19 protein-coding genes are annotated in these 25,191 nt (G+C 62.4%); 5 read left to right on the forward strand and 14 right to left on the reverse strand.

Features of this window, described 5'->3' with window-relative positions:
* Window positions 1–33 precede the first annotated feature (33 nt).
* The 3 genes from HD842_RS07380 to HD842_RS07390 form a co-directional block, all read right to left on the reverse strand.
* Entirely contained in the window at window positions 34–1,620 is a 1,587-nt protein-coding gene (locus tag HD842_RS07380; protein ID WP_183552721.1) for an aldehyde dehydrogenase (NADP(+)), read from the reverse strand.
* Window positions 1,621–1,622: 2 nt separating this feature from the next.
* A complete protein-coding gene (gene kdgD / locus HD842_RS07385; protein ID WP_183552723.1) occupies window positions 1,623–2,534 on the reverse strand; it encodes a 5-dehydro-4-deoxyglucarate dehydratase in 912 nt (303 codons plus the stop codon).
* 107 nt (window positions 2,535–2,641) lie between these two features.
* On the reverse strand, window positions 2,642–3,370 hold the full coding sequence (locus HD842_RS07390; RefSeq protein ID WP_183552725.1) for a FadR/GntR family transcriptional regulator: 729 nt from the start codon (window positions 3,368–3,370) through the stop codon (window positions 2,642–2,644).
* Between the two features lie 164 nt (window positions 3,371–3,534).
* Here HD842_RS07390 and HD842_RS07395 point away from each other — a divergent pair, with 164 nt between their 5' ends.
* The 4 genes from HD842_RS07395 to HD842_RS07410 all read left to right on the forward strand — a co-directional run bounded on the left by HD842_RS07395 (window position 3,535) and on the right by HD842_RS07410 (window position 11,362).
* Window positions 3,535–4,278 carry a rhamnogalacturonan acetylesterase gene (locus tag HD842_RS07395; RefSeq protein WP_370660798.1) on the forward strand — a complete coding sequence of 248 codons (744 nt, stop codon included), beginning with the start codon at window positions 3,535–3,537 and terminating at the stop codon, window positions 4,276–4,278.
* Window positions 4,275–7,433 carry a pectinesterase family protein gene (locus HD842_RS07400; protein WP_183552727.1) on the forward strand — a complete coding sequence of 1,053 codons (3,159 nt, stop codon included), beginning with the start codon at window positions 4,275–4,277 and terminating at the stop codon, window positions 7,431–7,433. The genes HD842_RS07395 and HD842_RS07400 overlap by 4 nt, the downstream gene beginning before the upstream one ends.
* Window positions 7,434–7,545: 112 nt before the next feature.
* Entirely contained in the window at window positions 7,546–8,244 is a 699-nt protein-coding gene (locus tag HD842_RS07405; RefSeq protein WP_183552730.1) for a FadR/GntR family transcriptional regulator, read from the forward strand.
* 307 nt (window positions 8,245–8,551) lie between these two features.
* Complete coding sequence (locus HD842_RS07410) at window positions 8,552–11,362, forward strand: TonB-dependent receptor plug domain-containing protein (RefSeq protein WP_183552732.1); 2,811 nt, start codon at window positions 8,552–8,554, stop codon at window positions 11,360–11,362.
* Window positions 11,363–11,637: 275 nt separating this feature from the next.
* On the opposite strand, the gene HD842_RS07415 is transcribed toward HD842_RS07410, so the two are convergent.
* On the reverse strand, window positions 11,638–12,312 hold the full coding sequence (locus tag HD842_RS07415; protein ID WP_183552734.1) for a hypothetical protein: 675 nt from the start codon (window positions 12,310–12,312) through the stop codon (window positions 11,638–11,640).
* A 220-nt stretch (window positions 12,313–12,532) separates the two neighbouring features.
* On the opposite strand from HD842_RS07415, the gene HD842_RS07420 reads away from it, so the two are divergent.
* Entirely contained in the window at window positions 12,533–12,889 is a 357-nt protein-coding gene (locus HD842_RS07420; RefSeq protein WP_183552736.1) for a hypothetical protein, read from the forward strand.
* Between the two features lie 167 nt (window positions 12,890–13,056).
* Here the strand turns inward: HD842_RS07420 and HD842_RS23995 are convergent, their stop codons facing one another.
* The 10 genes from HD842_RS23995 to HD842_RS07470 all read right to left on the reverse strand — a co-directional run bounded on the left by HD842_RS23995 (window position 13,057) and on the right by HD842_RS07470 (window position 24,898).
* A complete protein-coding gene (locus HD842_RS23995) occupies window positions 13,057–15,492 on the reverse strand; it encodes an alpha/beta fold hydrolase (protein WP_183552738.1) in 2,436 nt (811 codons plus the stop codon).
* 42 nt (window positions 15,493–15,534) lie between these two features.
* Window positions 15,535–17,076 (reverse strand): galactarate dehydratase, encoded by a 1,542-nt coding sequence (gene garD, locus HD842_RS07430; protein ID WP_183552740.1) that lies wholly within the window; start codon window positions 17,074–17,076, stop codon window positions 15,535–15,537.
* Window positions 17,077–17,435: 359 nt separating this feature from the next.
* A complete protein-coding gene (locus HD842_RS07435) occupies window positions 17,436–19,013 on the reverse strand; it encodes a methyl-accepting chemotaxis protein (RefSeq protein ID WP_183552742.1) in 1,578 nt (525 codons plus the stop codon).
* 57 nt (window positions 19,014–19,070) lie between these two features.
* Window positions 19,071–19,478 carry a hypothetical protein gene (locus HD842_RS07440; protein WP_183552745.1) on the reverse strand — a complete coding sequence of 136 codons (408 nt, stop codon included), beginning with the start codon at window positions 19,476–19,478 and terminating at the stop codon, window positions 19,071–19,073.
* A 10-nt stretch (window positions 19,479–19,488) separates the two neighbouring features.
* Window positions 19,489–20,727: a porin gene (locus tag HD842_RS07445; protein WP_183552746.1), complete on the reverse strand. Its 1,239-nt coding sequence runs from the start codon at window positions 20,725–20,727 to the stop codon at window positions 19,489–19,491.
* 444 nt (window positions 20,728–21,171) lie between these two features.
* Window positions 21,172–21,867, reverse strand: coding sequence for a putative type VI secretion system effector (locus HD842_RS07450; RefSeq protein WP_183552748.1), 696 nt, complete (start codon window positions 21,865–21,867; stop codon window positions 21,172–21,174).
* 12 nt (window positions 21,868–21,879) lie between these two features.
* The gene (locus tag HD842_RS07455) at window positions 21,880–22,575 is read right to left on the reverse strand and encodes a putative type VI secretion system effector (protein WP_183552750.1); all 696 of its coding nucleotides are present in this window, start codon (window positions 22,573–22,575) and stop codon (window positions 21,880–21,882) included.
* A 12-nt stretch (window positions 22,576–22,587) separates the two neighbouring features.
* The gene (locus HD842_RS07460; RefSeq protein WP_183552752.1) at window positions 22,588–23,283 is read right to left on the reverse strand and encodes a putative type VI secretion system effector; all 696 of its coding nucleotides are present in this window, start codon (window positions 23,281–23,283) and stop codon (window positions 22,588–22,590) included.
* A 105-nt stretch (window positions 23,284–23,388) separates the two neighbouring features.
* Window positions 23,389–24,078 carry a putative type VI secretion system effector gene (locus HD842_RS07465; RefSeq protein ID WP_183552753.1) on the reverse strand — a complete coding sequence of 230 codons (690 nt, stop codon included), beginning with the start codon at window positions 24,076–24,078 and terminating at the stop codon, window positions 23,389–23,391.
* Between the two features lie 148 nt (window positions 24,079–24,226).
* A complete protein-coding gene (locus tag HD842_RS07470) occupies window positions 24,227–24,898 on the reverse strand; it encodes a hypothetical protein (RefSeq protein WP_183552754.1) in 672 nt (223 codons plus the stop codon).
* Window positions 24,899–25,191: the final 293 nt, after the last annotated feature.

Raw genomic sequence — 25,191 nt, forward strand, 5'->3', positions numbered from 1 at the left:
CCTCCGGCTGGTACTGCGTTCAGGCGTCGTGTGTTACTTCCCTCCGCCCACTTGCAACGTGCCATCCTGCAGGCGCGACAGGCCCAGCGGATTGTCGTCACGCAGCGCCTCCGGCAGCAGGCTGCCCGGCACGTTCTGGTAGCAGACCGGCCGCAGGAAGCGGTCGATCGCGCTGGCACCAACCGACGTCGTACGGCTGTCGCTGGTTGCCGGGAACGGGCCGCCGTGCACCATCGCGTGCGCCACTTCGACGCCGGTCGGGAACCCGTTGAACAGCACGCGGCCCGCCTTGCGCTCGACGATCGGCAGCAGCTTGGCGGCCAGGTCGAGGTCGCCCTCGCGCGCGTGGACCGTGACGGTCAGTTGCCCGTGCAGGTGTTCGGCTGCCTGCAGCATCTGGGCAGCATCGGTAAAGCGTACCAGCACCGCACATGGGCCGAACACTTCATCTTCCAGTGCCGGGTTGCCCATGTAGGTGGCGGCGTCGCACACGTACAGCGCAGCCTGCGCAGCGCAGCCATTGCCTTCGGTCGTGCCTTGCGCAACCAGTTGCAGGCCGTCGACGGTGTTGAACGCCGTCACGCCCTTCGTGTAGGCGTCGTGGATGCCGGCGGTGAGCATCGTGCCGGCGCCCTTGGCACCCAGTGCCTGCGCGCTCGCGGCGACGAAGGCATCAAGCTCGGCGCCGGCCAGGGCAAACACCAGGCCCGGGTTCGTGCAGAACTGGCCGACGCCCAGCGTCAGCGAATCGACGAAGCCCTGCGCCAGCGTCGCACCACCGGCCTGCACTGCCGCTGGCAGCAGGAACACGGGATTGACGCTGCTCATTTCTGCGTACACGGGAATCGGTTCAGGGCGCGCCGCAGCCGTGCGCAGCAGCGCCAGGCCGCCCTGGCGCGAACCGGTAAAGCCCACAGCCTTGATGGCCGGGTGCGACACCAGTTGCTGGCCGACCGTGCGGCCATCGCCGAACAGCATCGAGAACACGCCTTCCGGCAGGCCGCATGCTTTTACTGCGCGCTGCACGGCGCGTCCGACCAGTTCCGACGTGCCGGGATGGGCGCTGTGCGCCTTGACCACGACCGGGCAACCGGCGGCCAGGGCCGATGCCGTATCGCCGCCCGCGACCGAAAACGCGAGCGGGAAGTTACTGGCACCGAACACGACGACCGGACCGAGGCCGATCTTGCGCAGACGCAGATCGGGCCGCGGCGGCGCGCGCTCTGGCAAAGCGCTGTCGATGGTTGCGTCCATGAAGTAACCGTCGCGCACGACCTTGGCAAACAGGCGCAGCTGGGTCACGGTGCGCATGCGCTCACCTTCCAGGCGCGCCTGCGGCAGGCCGGTCTCGAGCTGGGCGCGCTCGATCAGCTCGGGGCCGATCGCCAGGATTTCTTCGGCCACCATCTCGAGGAACGCGGCGCGCCCTTCAAGCGGCAGCGCGCGATACGGGTCGAACGCTTCGCTGGCCAGCGCGCAGGCGCGCTCGACGTCGTCACCGGTGGCCTGGCCGAAGCCGGGCTGCAGGTCTTCGCGCGTGGCCGGGTTGAAACCAAACACTTCCGTGCCGGCGCCGCGCACGCTGTGCGCGCCAATGATCATTTCACCGAGAATCGCCATGATCAGACCACCCCGTTCTTCTTGAGCAGGGCCAGCAGCATCGCGTCTTCTTCGGCCGTCAGGTCGGTCAGCGGTGGACGCACCGGACCAGCGCCATGGCCGACCAGGCGTGCGCCGGCCTTGACGATGCTGACCGCGTAGCCGGCCTTGCGGTTGCGAATCTCCAGGTACGGCAGGAAGAAATCGTCGATCAGGCGGTTGGTGGTGGCGAAATCGTCAGCGACGGTGGCGTGATAGAAGTCCATCGCCAGTTGCGGCACGAAGTTGAACACGGCCGACGAATACACCGGGGTGCCCAGCGCCTTGTAGGCGCCGGCGTAGACTTCGGCGGTCGGCAGGCCACCCAGGTAGCTGAAGCGGTCGCCCATGCGGCGCCAGATCGAGACCATCAGTTCGATGTCGCCGTTACCGTCCTTGAAGCCGATCAGGTTCGGGCAGCGATCGGCCAGCTTTTCCAGCGAATCCGGCGTCAGGCGGCAGTTCGCGCGGTTGTAGACCACGACGCCGATCTTCACCGAGCGGCACACCGCTTCAACGTGGGCGATCAGGCCATCCTGGCTGGCTTCGGTCAGATAGTGCGGCAGCAGCAGCAGGCCCTTGGCGCCCTGGCGCTCGGCTTCCTGGGCGTGCGCGATGGCGGTGCGGGTCGGGCCGCCGCAACCGGCGAGGATCGGCACGACGCCGGCGCAGGTGTCGACTGCCGTCTTGATGATCTGGCCGTATTCTTCGCCATGCAGCGAGAAGTACTCGCCGGTGCCGCCGGCGGCGAACAGCGCGGTGGCGCCGAACGGGGCGAGCCACTCCAGGCGCGCGGCATAGCCTTTTGGATCGAAATCACCCTGCGCATCGAAATCGGTGATCGGGAACGACAGCAAGCCGTGGGAAAGGACTTGCTTGAGTTCGTTTGGTTGCATCGTGCTGTCTCCGCTATCTGGTTGTTGGACGAGATACCTGCCATCGAGCAGGTTGTAAGTCATCGTACAACTGGTTGCGGTCATCCGCAAGCACAAAATGCGGAAATTCAGTTCATCGTGCTTTCCAGGCGGCGCTGCGCTTCCACCAGCCGTTCGCGGCTGTTGGACAGATGGGTGCGCATCGCCGCGCGCGCGGCTTCCGGGTCGCGTCGCTCGATAGCGCGGTAGATATCGTCGTGCTCGCGGCTGACGCGCTCGAGGAAACCGGCGGGCTTGTCCTGGTCGAGCACGGGCGTGTTGAGCCGCGCGCGCGGGATGAAGGCATTGCCCAGGCGGGTCAGGATATCGACGAAGTACCGGTTACCGGTCGATTGCGCAATCAGCAGGTGGAAGCGTTTATCCGCTTCGACTGCCGGCCTGCCCTCGGCCATCGCCTGCTGCATCTCGCGCAGCGCAGCGGCCAGCTCGTCCGCCTGCTCCTGGCTACGACGGCTGGCTGCGAGGCCTGCCGTCTCGGTCTCGACGCCGATGCGCAACTCCAGCACGGCCAGCACATCGCGCAGCGTCACGATATTCTCGGACTCCAGGCCCAGCCCCGCCTGCGCGCGCTCGATCACGAAGGTGCCGATGCCGTGGCGGGTCTGGACCAGCCCGGCTGCCTGAAGATGGGTGATCGCTTCACGCACCACGGTGCGACTCACGCCGTGCTGCCCCATCAAGGACGACTCCGTCGGCAATTTGTCGCCTGGCTTGAGCACGCCCTGCTGGATCGTGGCGCTGATCTGCTCGACCACTCCCTGGGACAGACTGCGGTGCTTGCGTTGCGGGAGCGTCATGATGGGAAATCGCGATGAATGGGATAGCCCAGATTATACGCGAAGCGCAAGTTGTACGACATCCTATAACTAGCAAAACTGGTATAGCTATCTGCGGTATAGCCACGTTGCAAAATTGGTCCGACCAACCTAGAATCGGATGATCATAAAAATATGGAGACACCGTGGCCAACATCCGCTCTTCTGCCCTGACCCTGCTATGCCTGCCGTTATGGTTATTGGGCGGCGCCGCCACGGCCACGCCACCCGTCCACGACCGCGTGATCCTGGTGGGCGACTCCACCATGGCCAGCACCACCGGCTACGGCGACGCGCTGTGCGAACGATTCACGTCCGAGACGGCCTGTCTGAATCTGGCACGTGGCGGGCGCAGTTCGGGCAGCTTCCGGGCCGAGGGCCGCTGGGACGAGGTGACCGGCCTGCTGCGCGCCGGCGGCTACCGGCGCACTTTTGTGCTGATCCAGTTCGGCCACAACGACCAGCCGGGCAAGCCGGGCCGCTCGACCGACTACGTGACCGAGTTCCCCGCCAATATGCAGCGTTACGTGATTGAGGCACGCGCTCTGGGTGCGGTACCGGTGCTGGTCACGCCACTCACGCGGCGCAGCTTCAAGGGAGGCTATGTACAGGATGACCTGGCGCCATGGGCGGCCACCGTGCGCAACATTGCCGCGGCCACGGCCACCCCGTTGATCGAATTGAATGCGCTGTCGCTGGCGGCCGTGCAGGCCATGGGACCGGACGAGGCCGACAAACTGGCGCGCGTCGGCGAGAACTTCGACCGCACGCACGTGGGACCGCTGGGTGCCCGGCGCTTTGCGGACATCGTCGCGCGCGAGATCGTACGCAAGGTGCCGCAACTGGCTGACGACCTCGTGGCTGCCGACGGCGCCGGAGGCGCGCAATGAACGCCGCGCTGACGGCGGCCGCACTGGCACTGGCACTGGCGGCGGTGCAACCCGTCCACGCACAGACCCTGGCGCCGGCAAGCGCCGAGCGCCAGCACGCACCGGCCGATGGCTGGGCCGCGCAAGAAGGCGGCACTCGGGGCGGCGCACTGGCGCTGCCTGCCCATGTGTACACGGTGCGCAACCGCGCCGAACTGGTCGCGGCGCTTCAGGCGTCGGCGCCTTCGCGTATCGTCCGGGTGGCGGCAACGGTCGACATGACCGAAGGCCGGCCGTTTACCGACAGCGCCGATCAGGCGCGGCGCGGCGCCGTGACCATTCCTTCCAATACCACGCTGCTGGGCGTGACGTCCGGGGCCGGCTTCGTCAACGCCAGCTTGACGATCGACGGGGTCGAACAGGTGATCGTGCGTCATCTGGCGATCCGCAATCCGTGCGACATCCAGCCGGCATGGGACCCGCACGACGGCCCGCAAGGCAACTGGAATTCGGATTACGACGGCATCACGGTGCGGGCCGCGCGCCATGTCTGGATCGACCATAACAGCTTCACCGATGCGCCCGACACGGACGACCGCGCGCCGGTCGAGAAAGGCAAGATCAAGCAATGCCACGACGGGGCACTGGATATCTCGCAGGGCGCGGACCTGGTCAGCGTCACTTACAACCATTTTGCCGATCACGAAAAGAACATGCTGATCGGCGCCAGCGACCGCGCCACCGGTGACACGGACCGGCTGCGCATCACGCTCAAGGGAAATCTGTTCGAGCACGTCGCCGAGCGCGCGCCGCGGGTACGCTACGGCCAGGTGCACCTTTTCAATAATTATTATGTGGGCGAGCGCAAGCGAGCCGTCTACCGTCACCACTACAGCATCGGCGTGGGACACCAGGCACTGGTGCGCTCCGACGCCAATGCCTTCGATGTGACCGGCGCCCGGGGCTGCGCGGACGTGGTGCGCGACCCGGGGTCGAGCCACGGCGTGTTTGCTGACAGCGGCTCGCTGCTCAATGGCCAGCCGCTAGGCGCCTGTCCGTTTGGCGGGCCTTCCATGGCGCCCCTGCCCTACACCCATACGGCGCTCCCGGCCCAGCTGGTGCCCGAGCACGTGCGCACCAACGCCGGCCCGCGGCCGACCCAGGGTGGCGACGGGATCGCCGAAGCGCGCCTGTCGTTGGCGCCAGGTGCTCCGTTCGTGCTGCGCGCGCGCCGTCAGGCGAATGGCGACTGGCAGGGCGTGAGCGTGCAACTGGCCGATGAAGAAAAAACCCTCCAGGTCGAACTGCTGGCGTCGCGCAGCGGCAAGGTCGAACGCCTCAAGCAGGTGCGGCGCCGTCTTGCGCCAGCGTTCGTGGCATCCCGCACCCCGCTGACCGTGGGCCTGACATCCGAGGGCGGTGTCCTGTTTGCGCTGATCGATGGCGAACGCGTCACGAGTGCGCTGGAAACGCCGTTGCCGGCAACCCTGCCGCTCGACTGGGAAGCAGGCGCGCACAAGGTGCTCGACGTGCGCACCGGGCCGGAAGGTACGGTGCCGGCCCGCGTGACCCCGCAGGTCGCCGACAACCGGATCGCGCTGCAGGCCGGCGATCCGGCCGAGACGGTCGGCATCGGCGGCGCGGTCGACCTGGTCGCGGTGGTGGCCGATCCGCGCATCGCGAAGGCTGCGGTGGTCGATGGCGCGCTGCAGATCACGCCGCTGACGCCCGGTCAAACCACGGTTGCACTGACCAGCGCGAGCGACCCATGGGCCGGGGCGAATCTGGCCGTGGCCGTCGGCCCGCGCTTTGCCGAACCGACGGGCGCGCCGGTCGGCATCGGCATCGATCCGGCGCGCGGCGCACGCGGCGTACCGCCAGACACGCTGCTCCGCCTGATGCTGGCACCGGGCGCGCAACTAACCGGCGAAGGCAGCATTCGAGTCTGGCGCAAGCGCGATGGCGCGCTGGTTGGCGTGATCCGCCCCGGCGAGACGGTGAGCAGGATCGGACCGGCGCCGCGTCAGCGCCTGGTGCGCGAGCATCGGCTGAGGCTGGTCGACGGGCAGTTGCGCGCCCGCTTGCCGCAAGCGCTTGACTACGATACCGAGTATGTCGCAACGGCCGAAGCGCGCCTGGTGCGCGGCGCGGACTTCGCCGGCGCACGCTGGGCGTTTCGCACGACCCCGCACCGCCCGGTGGGCGACAGCATCACCGTGGCCAGCACGGGCCGTGCCCACTTCCGCACCGTGCAGGGCGCGCTCGACTATGCGATGAGCCTGCCCCGCGCCCTGCCGCTGACGGTCAATGTGCGCGACGGCGTCTATCCCGAGCTGCTGTACCTGCGCGACAAGGACCGCTTGACCCTGCGCGGCGCCAGCCGCGAAGCGACGATCATCCGCGCCACCAACAGCGACACGCTCAATCCCGGCTCCGGCAGCGGTCAGGCGCCGCAAGAGCCTGGGCTGCTGGGCGGGCGCGCGCTGTTCCTGGCCCAGGACAGCGACCTGCTCGAACTCCGTGACATCGCCCTGCACAACAGCACGCTGCGCAGCGATGGCCATTCGCCGCAGGCCGAGACGCTGTTCTTCAACAGCCCGGACGGGCACCTGGCGGTGCGCAATGCGCACTTTTCGAGCGAGCAGGATACGCTGCAACTGAAAGGCTATGCGTGGATCTACAAATCGCTGGTCGAAGGCAATGTCGACTTCGTCTGGGGGAACAACCGGACGACACTGTTCGAAGACAGCGAAATCCGCACGGTCGGCGACAGCGCGAATCCCGACAGCGGTGGCTACATCGTCCAGGCGCGCACGGTCGGCCCCGCCGAGACGGGGTTTGTCTTCCTGCGCTCGCGCCTGACCCGCGGCCCCGGACCGACGGGCAACCTGCCCCCGAATGGCAGCGCCTACCTGGCGCGCTCGCCGGGAACGGCGAACACCTGGGACCACGTCGCCTTCATCGAGTGCACCATCGGCCCGCACATCGCGGCCGACGGCTGGCTGCGCCGTCCGGCGCCCAATCCGCTGCAGGGCGGCTGGCGCGAATACGGCAACCGCACGCCGGATGGCCAGCCGCGCGACTACGGCGGCGCGGTCCTGGACGCCACGCAGGCGGCGCGCTACCGCACCCGGGCCGCTGTCTTTGCCGGCAGCGGCTGGGATCCGCAGCCATGAGCGGGTAGTAACCACGATAACTATTTGCCGCGAGCCCTTGCCACATCAGGCCGGCCAAACTAAGATTCGCTAGTTTTGGCAGAGCTGCCAATTATCCAGGACGAACCGACCGATGAAGATTACTCCAGCGCCGAATGAACCAGGCACCACCGAGCCGCGGCTGTACCGGGTCGTGGCGGCCAGGATCGAAGAACTGATCCGTGCCGAGAACATCCGCGGTGGCGAGCGCCTGCCGGCCGAGCGCGAGCTGGCAGCCAAGCTCGGGGTCAGCCGCACGTCGCTGCGCGAAGGCCTGATCGCGCTCGAACTGGGCGGCAAGGTCGAGGTGCGTGGCGGCTCCGGTGTGTATGTCAGCGAACAGGCAGCGCCGCAGGCAGTGGTGCCGACAGCCGGGCCGGGCCCGTTCGAAGTGCTGGCCGCGCGCCGCATGATCGAGGTCGAAGTCGCCGCACTGGCAGCCAAGCACGCCAATGATTCGGCCATCGACGCCATCCTGCTCGCGGTCGAGGAGATGGAACAGCATCATGAAGACCGCAGTGCCAATGAAATGGCCGACCGCAATTTTCACCTGGCCATCGCGCGCGCGACCGGCAACAGCGCCATGGTCGGCGTCATCGAATACCTGTGGAGCCAGCGCGGCTCGCTGTGGCACAAGCTCAAGGAGCACTTCCAGACCGAAGAACTGCGCCAGCAAACGCTGATCGACCACCGCAATATCTTCGCCGCCATCGCATCGCACGATGTCGCCGGCGCACGCCAGGCGATGCGCGCCCACCTCGACCGCGTCACCCGCACCTTCTCGCGCGGCTGACCAGCCTCGTCACAACAGCGGGCCGCGCCGCCGCCCGCTTCATGGGCCAGCGCCGCCCGACGCCTGCCCTTCCCCGCCCCTTCGCCCTGCCGCCTTCTTTGTCATCCGACATCAATAAGACAATATCTGTATAGACCAGAAGATATTTCGGCACGTCCAGATTGCCTAAAGTGGTCTTACCAAAGTAAAATTGAACATACCAGTCGCCGGTTGCGCACGATTCATAGAAATCACGAACCGCCCGACATGCATGCGATCCCGAGACACATCCGGACGCACTCTCACGATGACAGGCAGGAGACACTCAGTGAATATCAACCGTACAACCCCATTCCCGGGCTTTCTGCTCTCGGCCGTCGCATTGGCCGCTATGACCCTCGCCAACGGCGCGGCAGCGCAGGAAGCGCAGCCGCAGCGCGTCGAAGTGACGGGCTCATCCATCAAGCGCCTGGCGACCGAAAACGCCCTGCCCCTGACCACCTACAAGGCCGAGGAACTGGTCAACCAGGGCCTGACCACGATGTCGGAAGTGGCCGTGGCCCTGACCGTGGCCGCGACCAACGAACCGGTTGGCGGCGGTGGCGGCGGCACCATGATCAATATGCGCGGCCTGAACACCAACCGCACGCTGGTGCTGCTCAATGGCCGCCGTCTGGCCAACGAAGCGCTGGGCGCGAGCTCGGTCAACGTTGACGTGATCCCGATGGCCGCCATCGAGCGCGTCGAAGTGTTGCGCGACGGTGCTTCGGCCCTGTACGGCACCGATGCGATCGCGGGCGTCGTCAACTTCATCACCAAGCGCACGGTGCAGGAGGTGACGATCCACGCCAGCACGGTGCAGCCGGAGCAGTCCGGCGGCGGCGAACAGAAGCGCGTGACGATCCTGGCCGGCAAGGGCGATATCGCCACCGACGGCTGGAACGTCTACACCGCGTTCAGCGCCCAGCGCCGCAGCTCGCTGCTGCAGCGCGACCGGCCACAGATCTGGGACGCCGATAAACTCGCGTCGCTGGGCGGCACGCCGTTCACGGCCAACACCTCGGGCGGCTCGGCGTCGCCCGCCAACTTCACCATCTACCGCAACGGGCGCCCGGCCAACATCACTGGCAACCCGTACTTCGCCGCCGGCTGCGTGGCCCCGGGTCTGGCCCAGACCACGGTGCCGTCCACCCGCACCGCTGCCAACGGTGCTCGGACCTGCATCACCGACCCGGGCATCTACCCGGAACTGCTGCCGGAAAACCAGCAAGTGACCTTGTTTACCAAGGGCAGCCTGGCGCACGGCGACGGCAAGATGCTGACCGTGGAGCTGAATCTGTCGCGCTCGTACATCGACGCGATCAGCCCGCCCCAGCCGTTCGGCAACAACACCGACTACGACCGCCTCACCGCGTCGCGCCGGCCCCTGATGATTACCAAGGCGAGCCCGTATTACCCGGGCGGTCGCGGCGGCGTGCCGGCCGTGGCCGGCCTGAACGGCGAAGACCTGGCCCTGACCTGGAGCCTGGATGAACTGGGCGCGGCCAAGCTGCATGACGTGCAGACCAACCACCGCCTGGTGATTGCCGACGAAGGCGAGTTCAAGGGCTGGGACTACCGCGTCGGCGGCTCGTACGGCTACAGCCACCGCGACTCCGGCTTCAAGGAAAACTTCGTGCGCACTCCGGCCGTGTATGCCGGCGTGGCCAACGGTATCCTCAATCCGTTCGGCGCGCAGGATGAGGCGGGCCGCGCCTACCTCGAGGACATCTCGGCCGACGGCCAGCTGTTTCGCCAGGCCGACGTGCGCTACTACGGCGCCGACTTCAACCTGAGCCGCACGCTGATGGCGCTGCCCGGCGGCGATCTCGGGATTGCGGTCGGCGGCGACTGGCACCGTGAAACGTATGCCGAAAACGTGCCGATGATCGGCAACGAGGTGGTCTGGCGCGTCAGTGGCTCTCCCGGCAACAACCCGAGCGGCCAGCGCCGCGTGGCCGGTTTGTACGCCGAACTCGACGCCCCCGTGACGAAGGACCTGAACCTGAACTTCGCCGTGCGTGGCGACCACTTCAGCGACTTCGGCTCGACCTTCAATCCGAAGGCCAGCTTCCGCTACCAGCCGATCAAGGCACTGATGGTGCGCGGCACGGTCAGCACGGGCTTCCGCGCGCCGACCCTGCCGGAACTGTACGGCGTACCGCGCACCTTGACGCCATCGACGTCGAGCTGGGACGATCCGCTGCTGTGCCCTAGCCCGACACCAAACGTGGCCGGCTCCGGTACCCTGACCACCGACCCGCGCTTTGCCGGCCTGGGCCTGGACGCCGAGCGCGTCTGCAACACGCGCCTGACCACGCTCGTCGGCGCCAACCCGGACCTGGAGCCGGAGAAATCGAAGACCTACACGGTCGGCTTCGTGATCGAACCGGTCAAGAACTTCGTCGCCACGATCGACTTCTGGAAGATCGACATGAAGCGCACGATCGCCCAGATCAACGAAGACTCGATCTTCGATAACCTGGACCGTTACCAGGACCTGTTCGTACGCAACCCCGACGGCACGCTGCAGTACATCACCAAGACGCGACTGAACATGGGGGGGCTCAAGACCCAGGGCATCGACCTGAGCCTGAACTACATGCTGCCGACCGCGCACTGGGGACGCTTCGGCTTCTCGATGGACGGCACCTACACCGACCGCTACGAAGGCCAGAACGATGCGGGCAGCCCGTGGGTCGACAGCGTCGGACGCATCGGCGCGCTCTCGACCGGCTCGACCTCGGCCAATACCTATATCTTCAAGTGGAAGCACCAGGCGCGCGTGAACTGGCAGTACGGTGCGTTCTTCGCCCAGCTCACGCAGCAGTACAGCTCGAGCTACGAAGACACGAACGCGCTGCCGACCCAGCAGCCGGGGCAGCCGTTCTACAACGTGATCGAGCCGTACCGCGTCTACAACCTGTCGACGACGTACAAGGTCTCGAAGCAGCTCAAGATCGGCGCCGGCGTGAACAACCTGTTCGATACCGATCCGCCGCTGTCGAACCAGCGTCTGTCCTCGCGTGTGGTGTTTGCCCAGAACATTGCCAAGCCGATTGGTCGGGCGTTCACGGTAAGGGCTGATTACACGTTCTGATCGTTGGTGAGGTCCGCCGTTTCCGCTTGTGCGGGAATGGCGAGCGCACGCGTTCTGGCGGAACGGGCACGTGGCTGCTTCAGAAATAACCCCGACGATATTGCCCGTCACGGCGGGTAAGATTGCGGCGCCAACGGCGCCCGTCGATCGCTTTAAAATCCGTGCCGCCTGGTGCTGGTGTGTTGATCACTGCCGAGCGCCATTGTGACCCGCACCCAAAGTGCACTTCCCTTGACTCGTGTGTCGTCGCTGCGCAAGTTGCCGATTAAACGATCTTAGTTCGCCTCGTCAGAATGCGTACTACGCGGAAAATTGATCGTATCCAGCAAATGGCGTGCTGCGCGTGTGACAGCATTGCTGTTTACTTCGATCAAAAGAACATGTTTGAAGAAATCGATCTTTGCTTGATTCGTTGGTGTTTGATCGATCGCATCGATGACCAAGGGCCGTACCTTATCCCTGTATTTTGCGTAATCTTCAATCATATGCTGCTGATACACCAAATCGCCGGTATATTTAACCAGCTGCTGCTGCAATATGTAAGCGTCTTCTCCATCTTTGTTACGCATTTCTTTTTCTATTTCTCTTGCAACCGACGCTGCCTTTTGTGCATCCAGTATAAATAACCACTTGGCCGACCAGGGCAATTCTTTCAGTAGCAGCTCAAACGCAATCTTCTTCTCCTTCCTGCTCAGCCCTATAAGCGCATCGACACTGTAACCGTCAGCTTTCTCGCTGCCGGTCATCTGATATTCTTTCATGAACAGCTCGAGCGCTGATGTCATATCACATTCTTTTGAACAAAGCTTTTTCATCGACGGTTCTTGCTTTTTTAGGAGCGTCAATGTATGGCTGCAACATGCTGTCGTCGAAATAACGCAGGCTTTCCACGTGCGACGCAGCGACCGGGTAAGGCTGACCAGCTTGCCAATAAGCTGGCCCATCGCCATAATCAAGTCTTTATCGTGTTTTGTACATACGGTTCGTGATTTGGTGCTATTTATTGGTGCGCAACAGCGATCAGACACCGCTCGACCGTCCGCGTAGAATCGCAAGCGGCTGCCGTTCAGGCCGCGATATTTCCAGTTCGACAGGGGCGGTCACTCATGTTGCTGTGGTTGTACTTGAATTCGGGACGGCAGCGCATGATAACTCAAAGGAATTTTTAGTATGACGAAAATGTTATTGCTCTGCTTATTGATCATGACGGCCACAGCGCATGCAGGTACGACTCGAACGAACTGCGCATTTGGGTCGAGCTACGACGTTTCTCGCTCGTATACTATCCAGGAAATAGAACGCGCTGAATTGGCGCAAATTGAAGCATTTGTGAAGGTTTCACCAGATATACCGAAATTGCCTTTTGGCTTTCAAAACCCTGAATGGATTTATCTGAAGTCTATAGTCCAGCCAGGCGACAAGATAGTCTACTTCCGCTGGCGCCCCCGCCCCCAGGCAAGCGACGCGGGAGTCGCGTTGGTCCGCGCCTGCCGTGTCATCCATCAGATTGTTACGAGTCAGGGCTAACCTGATGGTCTGCTTGGTTGTCGAGCCACACACAGGCACTTGTGCGCTGTGCCGGCTTTCGCAAACTGTATCGCTTGAAGCAACCGGTGCAAAACGCTTTGCTGCCGCGGTAAGCAACGTTCGTATCAACGACAAGACGTTCTACAAAGTGCTCTCTACCCCGCCCCTCAAGGCGTAACGCGCACGTAGTCGATGTCCGCCCACGCGCCCGCCGCGCCGGTCGCAAACAAGCCGACCTGTGCGCCCACCCAACGCCCCATCGCCGCATCGAATGGCTCGCCCAGCGGCGTGAACATAATCCCATCCTGGCTGTACGAGAACGCCACGCGTGCGCCATGCGTCACCTGCGCGCGCAGCAGCACCTTGTAGCCGGCCAGCGCTGGCCCCAGCGTGTCGCCGCACTCGCCAGCCGCCTCACAGCGCGCAGCCACCATGCGTGGCTTGCCGTCGACGCGGCGCAGTCCGAACCACTGGCTCGACAGTCCCAATATGCCCAGCCCAACCTGATCGCCATCGCGCCCCGCGCGCAGTTCCACACTGGCCGTCAAGCCAAAGGCCGGTGACGGGAATTTCTGCGTCAGCACCGACGCCAGCGTGCGCAGCGGCGCTGCTGGCTGCGCGAACAGGCGCAGCATGCCGGGACGGGCGTCGAGCGCATACCAGCCGGGTTGCGGGTTGGCTGTCCATTGCCACTGGCGGCCCAGCACAGCGCCATTGAATTCGTCGCTCGTCGCCGGCTCGCGGCGGGCAAACACGCCCGGCACCGGCTTGACATACTCGCTGACCGGCTGGCCCACGCCCGGCGTGGCGGACGGTTCACCGATCAGCGGCCAGTCATCGTTCCAGCGCAGCGGCTGCAGATGCACGACGCGGCCGTAGGCGCGCAGGTCCTGAAAGTGAAAGAACCAGTCCCCGCCCTGCGGGGTCGTGACCCAGGCGCCCTGGTGCGGGCCGTTGATGCCCGTTGCGCCCTGCGCCATCACGATCCGGTCTTCGTAGGGTCCCTCAATGCGACGCGAGCGGAACACCGATTGCCAGCCTTGTTCAACCCCGCCAGCCGGCGCGAACACGTAATACCAGCCATTGCGCTTGTACAGCTTCGGCCCTTCGAGGGTCCGGTAGCCCGGCAGGCGGTTGCCATCGATGATCACCCGGCCTTCGTCCAGCAGACTGCGTCCGTCGGGCGCCATGCGGCGCAGGGTCAGCACATTGTTGATGCCGGCGCGGCTCTTGGCCCACGCATGGATCAGCCAGGCCTGGCCATCGTCATCCCACAGCGGGGCCGGATCGATGATGCCCTTGCCCGGCAACAGCAGGTACGGCGCACTCCACGGGCCGGCAAAGTCGGAGGCCGTGGTGACGTAGATGCCGTGGTCCGGGTCGGGATAAAAGATCCAGAAGCGCCCATCGTGATGGCGCAGGCTGGGCGCCCACACGCCCTTGCCGGGCTGGGGCGCGGCGAATGCGGCCGATGGCGTGAGTTGTGGCAACGCGTGGCCCACCAGCTCCCAGTTCACCATGTCGCTTGACGCGAGCAGCGGCAGGCCCGGCGCGTTGGCGAAGCTCGATGACACCATGTAGTAGCGCTCACCGACGCGGATCGCATCGGGGTCGGAATAATCGGCGTGCAGGATCGGGTTGCGATAGCGGCCGTTGCCGAGATCCGGCGACCACGGCGCGCGTGCGGGCACTGGGCCGAGCGTCTTGCGCAAGAAGCGGTCCATCGCATCGACGGTCGTCGCCAGCCAGGGATCGAACAGCCAGAAGGAATGCGGCGCGCCGTCCAGCGCCACGGTATCGGTGGGGATACCGTGGCTGGCCAGCGTGGCCGCCAGCGCTTCGCGTCCACTCGAAAAGCGCGGCGCGGCGCCGACGATGAATTGCACCGGCGGGCTGTCCTTGCCGGCATGGGTCAGCGGCGAGGCGTCGCGCCAGAGTGCGCTCTGCTCGGCATAGCGCCCGCCAAACCAGGCGCCTGCTGCCGACGGGCGCTTGGCCGGGTCGTCCTCGAAGCGCAGCGCCAGTTCGGACGTGAAATCGGACAGGCCGTCGATGTTGATCACGGCCCGCACCGCATCCGGCCGGGTCATGCCCACCAGCGCCGCGATCTGGCCGCCGGCCGAGCCGCCCGCGATGGCGACGCGCGCCGGGTCCAGGCTCAGGCCGGACGCCTGCGCGCGCAGCCAGTCCAGCGCGTCCTTGACGTCATCGATTGCCGCCGGATAGCGCGCCTGGCCCGATAGCCGGTAGCTGACGGTGGCCGCCGCATAACCGCGCGCAGCCAGGCGCGCGGCCAGCGGCGCCATGTTCGAACGCTCGCCGCTGGCCCAGCCACCGCCATGCACGAGCACCACCAGCGGCGCCGGAGTGTCGCCCGCTGCCGGCAGATACAGGTCCAGTGCAAGGGGGAGCTCTCCCCTGCGTGCGTAAACGATGTCCTTGCGCACCTGCACCGGCGCCGGTGCGTCGGCGCTGGCAATCCGGATGAACGGGTAGTCGCGTACCAGCTTGTTATAGGTGGTGGCGGCGTCGTAACGTGCCTGCGCCGTTGCCGGCGCCGACGCCATGAACGCGAGCGTGCCCAGCGCAAGGCAGGCCAGCACGATGCGTTTGCACGCTGTGCCTTTCGCAGCCCCGGCCATCGGTCAGGTCACGGGTGCAGGATTGAACAGCGCCAGCGAGTTGTGCAGCTTCCAGTGCTCGGCCCAGGTCTTGCGGCCGCTCGCCACATCCAGGATCAGCCGGAAGAGTTGCCAGCCGACGTCCTCGATGCTCGCTTCGCCGCTGGCGATCGTGCCGGCATCCAGGTCCATCAGGTCATGCCAGCGGCGCGCCAGCTCGGTGCGGGTGGCAACCTTGATGACCGGGACCGCGGCCAGGCCGTACGGGGTGCCGCGCCCGGTGGTGAAGATGTGCACGTTCATCCCGGCGGCCATCTGCAGCGTGCCGCAGATGAAGTCGCTGGCCGGGGTTGCTGCGTAGATCAGGCCCTTCTGCGTCAGTTTGTCACCCGGCGAGAGCACGCCGGTAATCGCCGTGCTGCCCGACTTGACGATCGAGCCCATCGCCTTTTCGACGATGTTCGACAGTCCACCCTTCTTGTTGCCGGGCGTCGTGTTGGCGCTGCGATCGACACTGCCGCGCACCAGGTAATCGTCGTACCACTGCATCTCACGCACCATGGCCGCCGCTACTTCCGGCGTCGCGGCGCGCGCGGTCAGCTGGTCGATGCCGTCACGCACCTCGGTCACTTCGGAAAACATCACGGTGCCGCCGGCGCGCACCAGCAGATCGGTCGCGTAGCCCACGGCCGGATTGGCCGTCACGCCCGAAAACGCATCGCTGCCGCCGCACTGCACGCCGACCACCAGGTCGGACGCCGGGCAGGTTTCGCGGCGGCGCGCGTTCAGTTCCGCCAGGTGCTGTTCGGCGGTGACCATCAGCGCGTCGATCATCGACATGAAGCCCACATGCTGCCGGTCCTGCAGCGTGACCACCGACGGCGCGCCATTGCCGATCGGGATCGAGCCAGCCGGGAACAGGCGCGCCGGCGGCAGCTTTTCGCAGCCGAGGCTCACCACCATCACGTTGTCGCCGAAATTCGGATTCTTCGAGAGGTTGCGGATGGTCCGGATCGGAATGTCGGCGCCGGGCGCATCGATCGCCACCCCGCAGCCATACACGTGCTCGAGCGAGACCACGTCCTCGACGTTCGGATAGCGCGGCAGCAGTTCATCCCGGATGCGCCGCACGGCGTACTCGATCACGCCCGAGACGCACTGCACGGTGCTGGTGATGGCCAGCAGGTTGCGGGTGCCGACCGAACCATCCTTGTTGCGGTAGCCCTCGAACGTGTACCCGTCCAGCAGCGGGCCGGCCGCGATGGCGTGGGTGCCCACCGGCAGATCGTCGAGCGAGCGCGCCGCCGGCATGCGCAGCACGCGCTCCGATACCCAGCTGCCGCGTGCAATCGCACCGCTCGCGTAGCCGATCGTCACGCCATAGCGGATCACCGGTTCGCCGTCGGCCAGGTCGCTCAGCGCGACCTTGTGGCCCTGGGGAACGCCTTCGAGCAGCACCAGCCCGCCGGGCAGCACGGTGCCGGCGGGCAGGCCGCCATCGTTGACGACGATGGCAACATTGTCGCCTGGCTGCATGCGGATCGTGCGCGGAAGGTCGTGGTTCATGTGTCGTGTCTGCCTGACGGCTGAAGTTGGGAGGATCGTTTTAAGTATGCCATAAAACGTTCCAATGCGGCTAGTCCACATCTTCATTTTGGCCGGACCAAATATGAATGGCCTGACCAAATCGACACAAAAACGCAACGCTGGGCCAGCGTCGTTGACGCGCCATGCTACCGGACGAGCGGTTGAACAATCGAGGGGATTACAGGAGTAACAGCGATGGGTGCGGCCTGCGCAGACCGGAAATCAGGCAGGATATTGGAGGGGGTATGGCCTGATACCGCGGCCGAGACATCGTTTGCCTGGCGACGAAGCAGGCACCGGGGGCGCTGCACGCAGCAGCGTCCCCAGTGCCGACAGCATCAGTGATGCGCCAGCGTCAACGGCGCGGGACGGCCGTTGCCCAGCGCCGTCAGCGCTTGCGTGTGGTCCAGCTTGAACACCGCCAGGGCTTCCGACAATTGCGCGGTCTGGTCCGTCAGCGATGTGGCCGCCGCCGACGCTTCCTCGACCAGTGCCGAGTTCTGCTGCGTCATCTGGTCCATGTCGCTGATTGCCAGGCCGATCTGCTCGATGCCTTCGCTCTGGCGCTGACCAGCGTCGCTGATGTCGCCCATGATCGTCTGCACACGGCGCACAGCGGCCACAATCTGTTCCATCGTGCTGCCTGCCTGGTCCACCAGCGCGCTGCCGGCGTCGACCTTGGAGACCGAGTCGCCAATCAGCTCCTTGATTTCCTTGGCGGCGGTGGCGCTGCGCTGCGCCAGGTTGCGTACTTCAGAGGCCACGACCGCGAAACCGCGGCCCTGCTCGCCTGCACGCGCCGCCTCGACGGCCGCATTCAGCGCCAGGATATTGGTCTGGAACGCGATGCCATCGATCACCGAAATGATCTCGACGATTTTGGTGGCCGACGTATTGATGGCGCTCATCGTCAACACGACGTTGCCCACTACCTCACCACCGCGCGTGGCGATGTCGCTGGCCGTCACCACCAGGTCTTTCGCCTGGTTGGCGTTGGCGGCATTGGTACGCACGGTGTCAGTCAAGGCTTCCATCGCACGGGTCGTGTTTTCCAGGCGACCGGCCTGCAGCTCGGTGCGGCTGGCCAGGTCGGCGTTGCCGCTCGCGATATCGCCACTGGCCGACGCGATCGTATCGGCCGACGTCTTGATGCCGGCCACCATATTGGCCAGGCGATCACGCATGTCGGACAGCGCAGCCAGCAGGCTGCTGTTGTCGCCCGGCTCGATGCGGATGGCCATCGACAGGTTGCCGTCGGCAACCATGCGGGCGATGTCGCGCGCATATTCGGGTTCGCCACCCAGTTGCTGCCAGATCGTGCGCACCATGAACCAGGACACCCCGATCAGCACGGCAATCACGATCAGGCCGGTGACGATGGTGACCGTCACGACATTCGTCACGCTGGTTTCGCTGCGCGTGATGCCGGCCTTGAATTGCTGCTGCGCTTGTTCATTGACCTTGGCGACGTCGGTATTGAGTGTCGCGAGCGTCGACTGCATGCGCGTCACGACCGCCTGCGGATCGCCCTGCTCCATCTCGAGCATGATCTTGGCCGCCGAAACGGCCGGTGCATAATACTGTTCGAATTCTTTGCTGAGGCGCTCGCCGGTTGGCCCCATGCCGTCGATCTTGCCGAAGCTGGCCAGCTTGGCCCGCACCTTGTTGGCTTGTTCGCCCACCTGCGTCAGGCGCGCCTTGTCGCCTTCGCTGACGGCGTCACGCAGGCCATTGGTGACCGACTCGATGTCGCCCGCCAGTTCCTTGCTGATGTCGAGCGCCGGGTAATCCACGCTTTCAGTCGTGTGGATCGACGTGAGTGCCTTGTTGGCGATGCCGGCACTAACGGCGACACCGAGGGTAAAAATGATGGCCGAAATGATCGGCAGTGCCCAGATCCTGCGTTTGATACTCATGCTGCCTGCTCCTGAAGTCAAAACCCGCCGCACGCGCGGCGGGGTACCGATAAATGATCAGGAACCGGAATAGACCACTTTGACCGACGCGTCGACCGCGCTCTTGTCGATATAGCCGATCGCTTTCGGGTCGGCTGCAACGGCTTTCTTGACGCCGGCGTTGTCGCCGACTTCCTTCGGCATCGTGGCCTTGCCGGTAAACACCAGCTTCGACCACAGGGCCTTGATCTGCGACGGATCCTTGTCCGTGACCTTCTTGTAGAACTCGGCGCGCGCCGGCGCGTTTTCTGCCTGGTCGACCGGCGTCATGGCGGTCGATTTACCCAGGAAGAACTGGGACACCTGGTCCTTGGTCAGCGACGATTCGGCGGCTTTCGCATTGACGACGACGACGACTTCGGCAGCGGCTGGCAGTGCGAGCAACAGGACGCTCAGGGTCACGCTTGCTTTGAACAATTGATTCATTGGTAAATCCTTAGAACACGAAGTCAAGCGCAACGGCGCCGACGGTCACCGGGCCCTTGAAGCCAGGCTGGACGTTGATGAACTGGCCGTTGCCTTGTGGCTTGATACGATCGACCTGGACCTTCAGCGCGGCCGAGGTCGTGAAGTCCCAGCGCACACCGATGCTGTCGGTGGTCTGGCTCGTGCCATCGATGGCCGTGGTCAGCGTGTTCATCAGGCCCGACAGCGCTGCCAGCGTTGGCGCGCACACGAACGAGGCACCTGCCGGGCAGTTCGCAGGAATGGTGTTGGTCACACCCTTCGAAATGATCTTGGCGCGGGTGTAGTACGGCAGGAACTTGCCGACGCGGTAGCCGCCCATCACGTAAAACGACTTGGACGAACCCAGGAACGAATCCGGCATCTTGCGCTTGGCGTACTCGGTCAGCACGACGATATTGTTCCAGTCCATGGACAGGCCAGCGGACGTGAACGTGTACTTGCGGTCCTTGGTGTTGAGCAGCACGCCCATGTCCGCCACTTGCGGGACATTGAATGCGGCAGCGGTATTGTTGAACGTGATCACGGCGGCGTCCAGTTGCGCGCTCTCCGACGACAGCTTGGTGCCGCTACGGCCCACGCGCACGATGAACGGGCCATGCTCGGCCGTCAGGTTCAGCGCGTACTGGTCGCGAGATTTGGCGGTAGGGCCGCCCGAGGTCTTGAATTCGCTGCGGCCATAAGCGGCCGTTGCCGTGACAGTCGTGTCGGCGTACTGCTGCTGCCAGGTGATGTCGGCACCGTCGATGTTATTAAGCGGCATCTGCGAATACAGTTCCTGCGGCGGACGCAGGAAGGTGTTGGCGTAGCCGACGTTGCGATATTCCGAAATCATGAAGGCCGGCATGGCCATGCGGCCAACGCGGATGCTCAGGTCATCCGACAGCTTGGCCTTGACGAAGGCCCACGACAGTTCGGCGCCGTAGCTGTCTTCGCCATCCTTGCGCACCAGGCCCTGGCCGGTGACCGACAACCACGAGTTGACGGTGTAGTCGGCCTGCAGGCCGAGATTCGAATCGACGCCAGTGCGTGGATCCTTCTTGACACCCGACGACTGGTTCGAACGGCCGAACTCGGCCTGATCGGTGTCGGAGAAAGTGAGAGCGCCGGTGCCGAAACCGCTGATACGAACGGCGTTACTATCCTGAGCAAAGGCAGATGCGACGGCGAATGGCAAAGCGAGTGCCACCACGATGTTACGTGTTTTCATAAATTCCTGGGGATTACGGTGAAGTAGTTTATTGAATGCAAAGACGGCGACATGGCCTGCGCCGCATCGCATTTGCTGAGGCAATTGTATCCATCTGGAAACTGTTGCCGCAACGAAAATTCACGAAAAGTCACTTTTTCTGTTCAATATGTGTGATTTTGTTGTGAACTTCTAACGCATTATTGCAATTAAACTACTTTGGTATTTACACCAAGTAGGTGCCCCAGCGCATCTGCAGCATGGATAAGACGCCATGCGTATCTATAGCATCCAGGTCTGCGCCCCCGCGTACTGACTGTCTGTCAGCAGGTTGTTCTGTCACCAGTGACGAGACCTATGTCGATCCTGTCTGCGCGCCCTCTTCTTCGCAGGCGACAGGAAATGAATCGCCCACCGGTTCATTGATGACTGGCTAACCAACACAAAAATTTGTTGGAATGATACTCAGTAATAGTAGACGCCCATTGGCAATTCTGGTTTGCCATTCTTTATCATGACGCTGGTGGACTTGGCAAGATTGATATTTTCCGGAGAATCCAGGCCAAGCGCTGAACCAGCTTGCGTCATTTGACAGGCGAAGCCCATCAAATCGTTCCAACTCATACCGACGGTGATCACTAAGGAAAGCACCGCCGTTGACGATGCGCACAAAAGGTAAAACCAGAATGTCATCTTTGGAACGGTGAACAGATAGCTTGACAAAATAAATATTGCCAATACGAATAATAGGGAATTCCTTAAAAGATATTTGCGCTGCGCTGAGGTCCCTCGTTCGCAATGTGGCTGCATCCAGATCATTCGATCTGCCGGAGATGTCACCGCCACCGCATCGAATACACCGTCAAGCATGGAACCGATAACCTTCACATGATCGCCATTCTTGAACGTGGTTTTCCAGAAGCTGCCCTGGATGGGCTGGCTTCCGATCGTCATCGTGAATGCCTCGACTGGATCGCCAGAATCACTGGCTGCTTGCGCACTGCTCACTGCGCCGGGAGCACCGACCGCCGCTTGCAATACCGACACGATGCCTGCCGTCTGAGCAGTTTGATCGGCGTTCGCCAGATAGTTAACATCGTCATCAAACACGATCAAGTTTTCGACAACACCTTCAACGATTTCATAGTGACTATTTAACATTAGGCAGACTCATCAGTAGTAATAGACACCCATTGGCAATTCTGGCTTGCCGCTCTTGATCATTTTTCTCGTAGACCGTACAAGATTGATATTGTCAGGCGATTCTAACGCCAGGGATGCACCAACCCGGCTCATACAATGCGCAAATGTCATTAAATCCTTCCAGCTCAAGACCACAGTGAAGAACAAGATGGTAATCGACAAGGAAGTAGCGGAGACCAGATAGAACCAGAATTCAATGTTCTTATCTTTGACGAGGAATGCCAGACCGGCGAACACGACGAGGACAAATATAAGAGAATTTCTTATAAGATACTTCCTCTGTTCTATCACACCTCGTTCGCAATGTGGTTGCATCCAGATCACTCGATCTGCCGGAGACGTCACCGCAACGGCATTGAACACACCGTCTACCCGGGACCCGATGGCCTTCACATGATCGCCATTTTTGAACGTCGTTTTCCAGAAGCTGCCCTGGATGGGCTGGCCTCCAAGGTCCATCGTAAATGCCTCGACCGGATCGCCAGAATCACTGGCTGCTTGCGCACTGTGCACTGCCCCGGGAGCACCGACCGCCGCTTGCAATACCGACACGATGCCAGCCGTCCGAGAATGTTGGTCGGCGTTCGCCAGATAGTTAACATCGTCATCAAACACGACCAGGTTGTCGACAACACCTTCAACGATTTCATAGTGACTATGTAACATTAGGCCGACTCATCAGTAGTAATAGACACCCATTGGCAATTCTGGCTTACCGGTCTTGATCATTTTCCTTGTAGACCGTGCAAGGTTGATGTCGTCAGGCGATTCCAACTGGAGGGCTGCGCCAACCCGGCTCATACGCTTTGCAAATGTCATCAAATCCCCCCAGCTCATGCCCACAGTGAAGAACAAGATGCCAGCCGACGTGGAGGTGCCGCATGCCAGGTAGAGCCATAATTTCATCTCCTCATCTTTCACGAGGAATGCCAGAGCGGCGAACACGAAGACGACAAATATAAGAGAATTTCTTACAAGATACTTCCTCTGCTCTACCACACCTCTTTCGCAGTGTGGTTGCATCCAGATAACTTGGTTCTCTGGATCTGCTACTGCGATCGCATGAAAGATGCTCCCCTCCCTGAATGCGACTACCTTGACATGCTCTCCATTTTGAAACGTGGTCTTCCAAAAACTGCCGTGAATCGTTTTACCGCCAACGGTCATCGAATAGGCCTCGACCGGATCGCCTGCATCATTCGACGCCTGAGCACTGTGAGCAGCGCCGGGGGAGCCGGTAGCTGCTTGAAGCACTGAAAAGATGCCTGCTGCTCGCGAGTTCGCCTCCGAATTGGCCAGGTAATTAACATCTGCATCGTAGACATTCAAATTTTCGATCACGCCTTCGATCACTTCATACGTGGTCTCATCCATATTTCATCCTAAGAACTCTTTTTCGAACGCTACATAATGCGTAATTCAGCATTGCCCACGAACCGGCGCTTATCCTGATGAAGCCATCTGCAATATACATCAGGATTAGTAATAATAGACACCCATTGGGAGCTCAGGCTTCCCGCTTCCAATAGCTGCCCTGGTTGATCTGACAAGATTGATTGTGCCTGGGGATTCAATTTCCAGTGCCGCGCCTACTTGCGTCATGCGGTTGGCGAACGTCATCAAATCACCCCAACTCATTCCGACAGTCGCTATCAAACAGATGACGGACGATAACGAGGCGCATGCCAGATAAAACCACAACTTCATGTTGGGGTTTGTGAAAAAAACGGTGGTAACAGAGAAAATTGCAATCACGAACAAGATTGAATTTTTAAGAATATATTTTTTCTGCTCAATCGTCCTTCTTTCGCAGTGTGGCTTCATCCAGATGGTTCGCGTGATTGGATCTGCAACTGCAATCGCCAGAAACACGCTGTTTTGCTTGATCCCAATGACCCTCACCAAGTCGCCATTTTTAAACGTTGTTTTCCAAAAGCTGCCTGCAACCGACTGGCCTGCCACGCTCATTGAATATCCCTCAACCGGATCGCCGGCATCGTTCGCCGCCTGCGCGCTATGCGCCGCGCCCGGAGAACCGGCGGCCGCCTGCAGCACGGAAACCAAACCCGCTGTTTGAGAGTTTTTCTCCGCATTCGCCAGGTAATTCACATCAGCATCGACAACGACCAGATTCTCCACCACGCCTTCGATGACGTCTAATTTACTCATATCTATGATCCACACTAATTTAGTCCTTGCAGCGCGGCACCAGGCCTGAGCATCAACTTTCTACGTCCCGCACATCCGGTCTTCATCCATTCGCGCATATATTGTCGACGGCCGCTTACGTCCTTGTCGCAAGTCGCCGCACTTGAAATTACTTTTGAGGCCGAAAGTCATGGCCATTGTCGAAGCCGAACTGGTGTTCGTCATACATCCGGCGCATCTTGCGCACCAGGTGTTTTTGCAGGACGGGCGGCAGTTTGAAATAAGGGGCACTGGCGGTGGTCGAGCGATGCGGGTCAAGGTCGCCAGTGATCGCCCGGATGGCAGTCTTGGTGTTGCGGTGAAAAACGATGATCTTCAGCCGCCCTTCATAGGCATCATCCACCAACTTACCCTCCTCGCTGGGGTAGAAGCGATACACCAGGATCGGATCGACGAGCCCGTCGCCATCAATATCGTTCAACTCGGTGAGTTTGGTCCACCACTGCACGCCGGCCATCCCGACCGATGCGCTATCGTTGACCGTGCCTCTGGGCACCAGGATTGGCCCGGCATGTATCTTGAATAAATGTGCACCGATTTTGCTCGACAATGTCTCGCCATCGTAGCGACGGTCGCCGCTTTCAGTCAGGTACACCACGTAGTTGCCGCTATCGTCGCGATAGCAAAAGTGGGCAAAGACCGGCAAACTCACCTTGGCAATCCTGAGGGTATCCTGATGCAGCAGAAAGTTATCGCTGGCGCAGTGCGAGCCGGATACGGCATGCGCAGTCGATGAGACCAGTGTGGCGAGGGTTAACAGGAATTGTTTAAGGTGGCGCATGGTGAGATGTATGGACCGTGAACGCAAATGATAGCTGATGAACGTTTGCCTCATGATTACGCCTGGTACAAAACCATTTTCAAAGCAGCTTATCTGGTTCACCACGGCCTCAGCTTGCCGGTATAAAAATTTTTTGGTTTCTTACGAGCGACGATTCAACCCGAATTGCATAGCGGGTGCGCCCTCCGATTCAAGATAGTGCGATACCCCTGGCCCAGTTGGTGGTCATTTTCCGAAACAACTTGAAACTGAAGCGACGCATGAAACTTAACGTTCAAACGCGAATAAAACTC

The sequence above is a fragment of the Massilia aurea genome (assembly GCF_014200505.1).
Classification (GTDB): Bacteria; Pseudomonadota; Gammaproteobacteria; order Burkholderiales; family Burkholderiaceae_D; genus Telluria; species Telluria aurea_B.

Coding starts and splice junctions, on each gene's coding strand:
- HD842_RS07450 (WP_183552748.1), bottom strand. CDS start 21,867: ATGTTAAATAGTCACTATGAAATCGTTGAAGGTGTTGTCGAAAACTTG.
- garD (WP_183552740.1), bottom strand. CDS start 17,076: ATGAACCACGACCTTCCGCGCACGATCCGCATGCAGCCAGGCGACAAT.
- HD842_RS07445 (WP_183552746.1), bottom strand. CDS start 20,727: ATGAAAACACGTAACATCGTGGTGGCACTCGCTTTGCCATTCGCCGTC.
- HD842_RS07465 (WP_183552753.1), bottom strand. CDS start 24,078: ATGAGTAAATTAGACGTCATCGAAGGCGTGGTGGAGAATCTGGTCGTT.
- HD842_RS07390 (WP_183552725.1), bottom strand. CDS start 3,370: ATGACGCTCCCGCAACGCAAGCACCGCAGTCTGTCCCAGGGAGTGGTC.
- HD842_RS07470 (WP_183552754.1), bottom strand. CDS start 24,898: ATGCGCCACCTTAAACAATTCCTGTTAACCCTCGCCACACTGGTCTCA.
- HD842_RS07400 (WP_183552727.1), top strand. CDS start 4,275: ATGAACGCCGCGCTGACGGCGGCCGCACTGGCACTGGCACTGGCGGCG.
- kdgD (WP_183552723.1), bottom strand. CDS start 2,534: ATGCAACCAAACGAACTCAAGCAAGTCCTTTCCCACGGCTTGCTGTCG.
- HD842_RS07435 (WP_183552742.1), bottom strand. CDS start 19,013: ATGAGTATCAAACGCAGGATCTGGGCACTGCCGATCATTTCGGCCATC.
- HD842_RS07415 (WP_183552734.1), bottom strand. CDS start 12,312: ATGGCGATGGGCCAGCTTATTGGCAAGCTGGTCAGCCTTACCCGGTCG.
- HD842_RS07405 (WP_183552730.1), top strand. CDS start 7,546: ATGAAGATTACTCCAGCGCCGAATGAACCAGGCACCACCGAGCCGCGG.
- HD842_RS07380 (WP_183552721.1), bottom strand. CDS start 1,620: ATGGCGATTCTCGGTGAAATGATCATTGGCGCGCACAGCGTGCGCGGC.
- HD842_RS07420 (WP_183552736.1), top strand. CDS start 12,533: ATGACGAAAATGTTATTGCTCTGCTTATTGATCATGACGGCCACAGCG.
- HD842_RS07460 (WP_183552752.1), bottom strand. CDS start 23,283: ATGGATGAGACCACGTATGAAGTGATCGAAGGCGTGATCGAAAATTTG.
- HD842_RS07440 (WP_183552745.1), bottom strand. CDS start 19,478: ATGAATCAATTGTTCAAAGCAAGCGTGACCCTGAGCGTCCTGTTGCTC.
- HD842_RS07455 (WP_183552750.1), bottom strand. CDS start 22,575: ATGTTACATAGTCACTATGAAATCGTTGAAGGTGTTGTCGACAACCTG.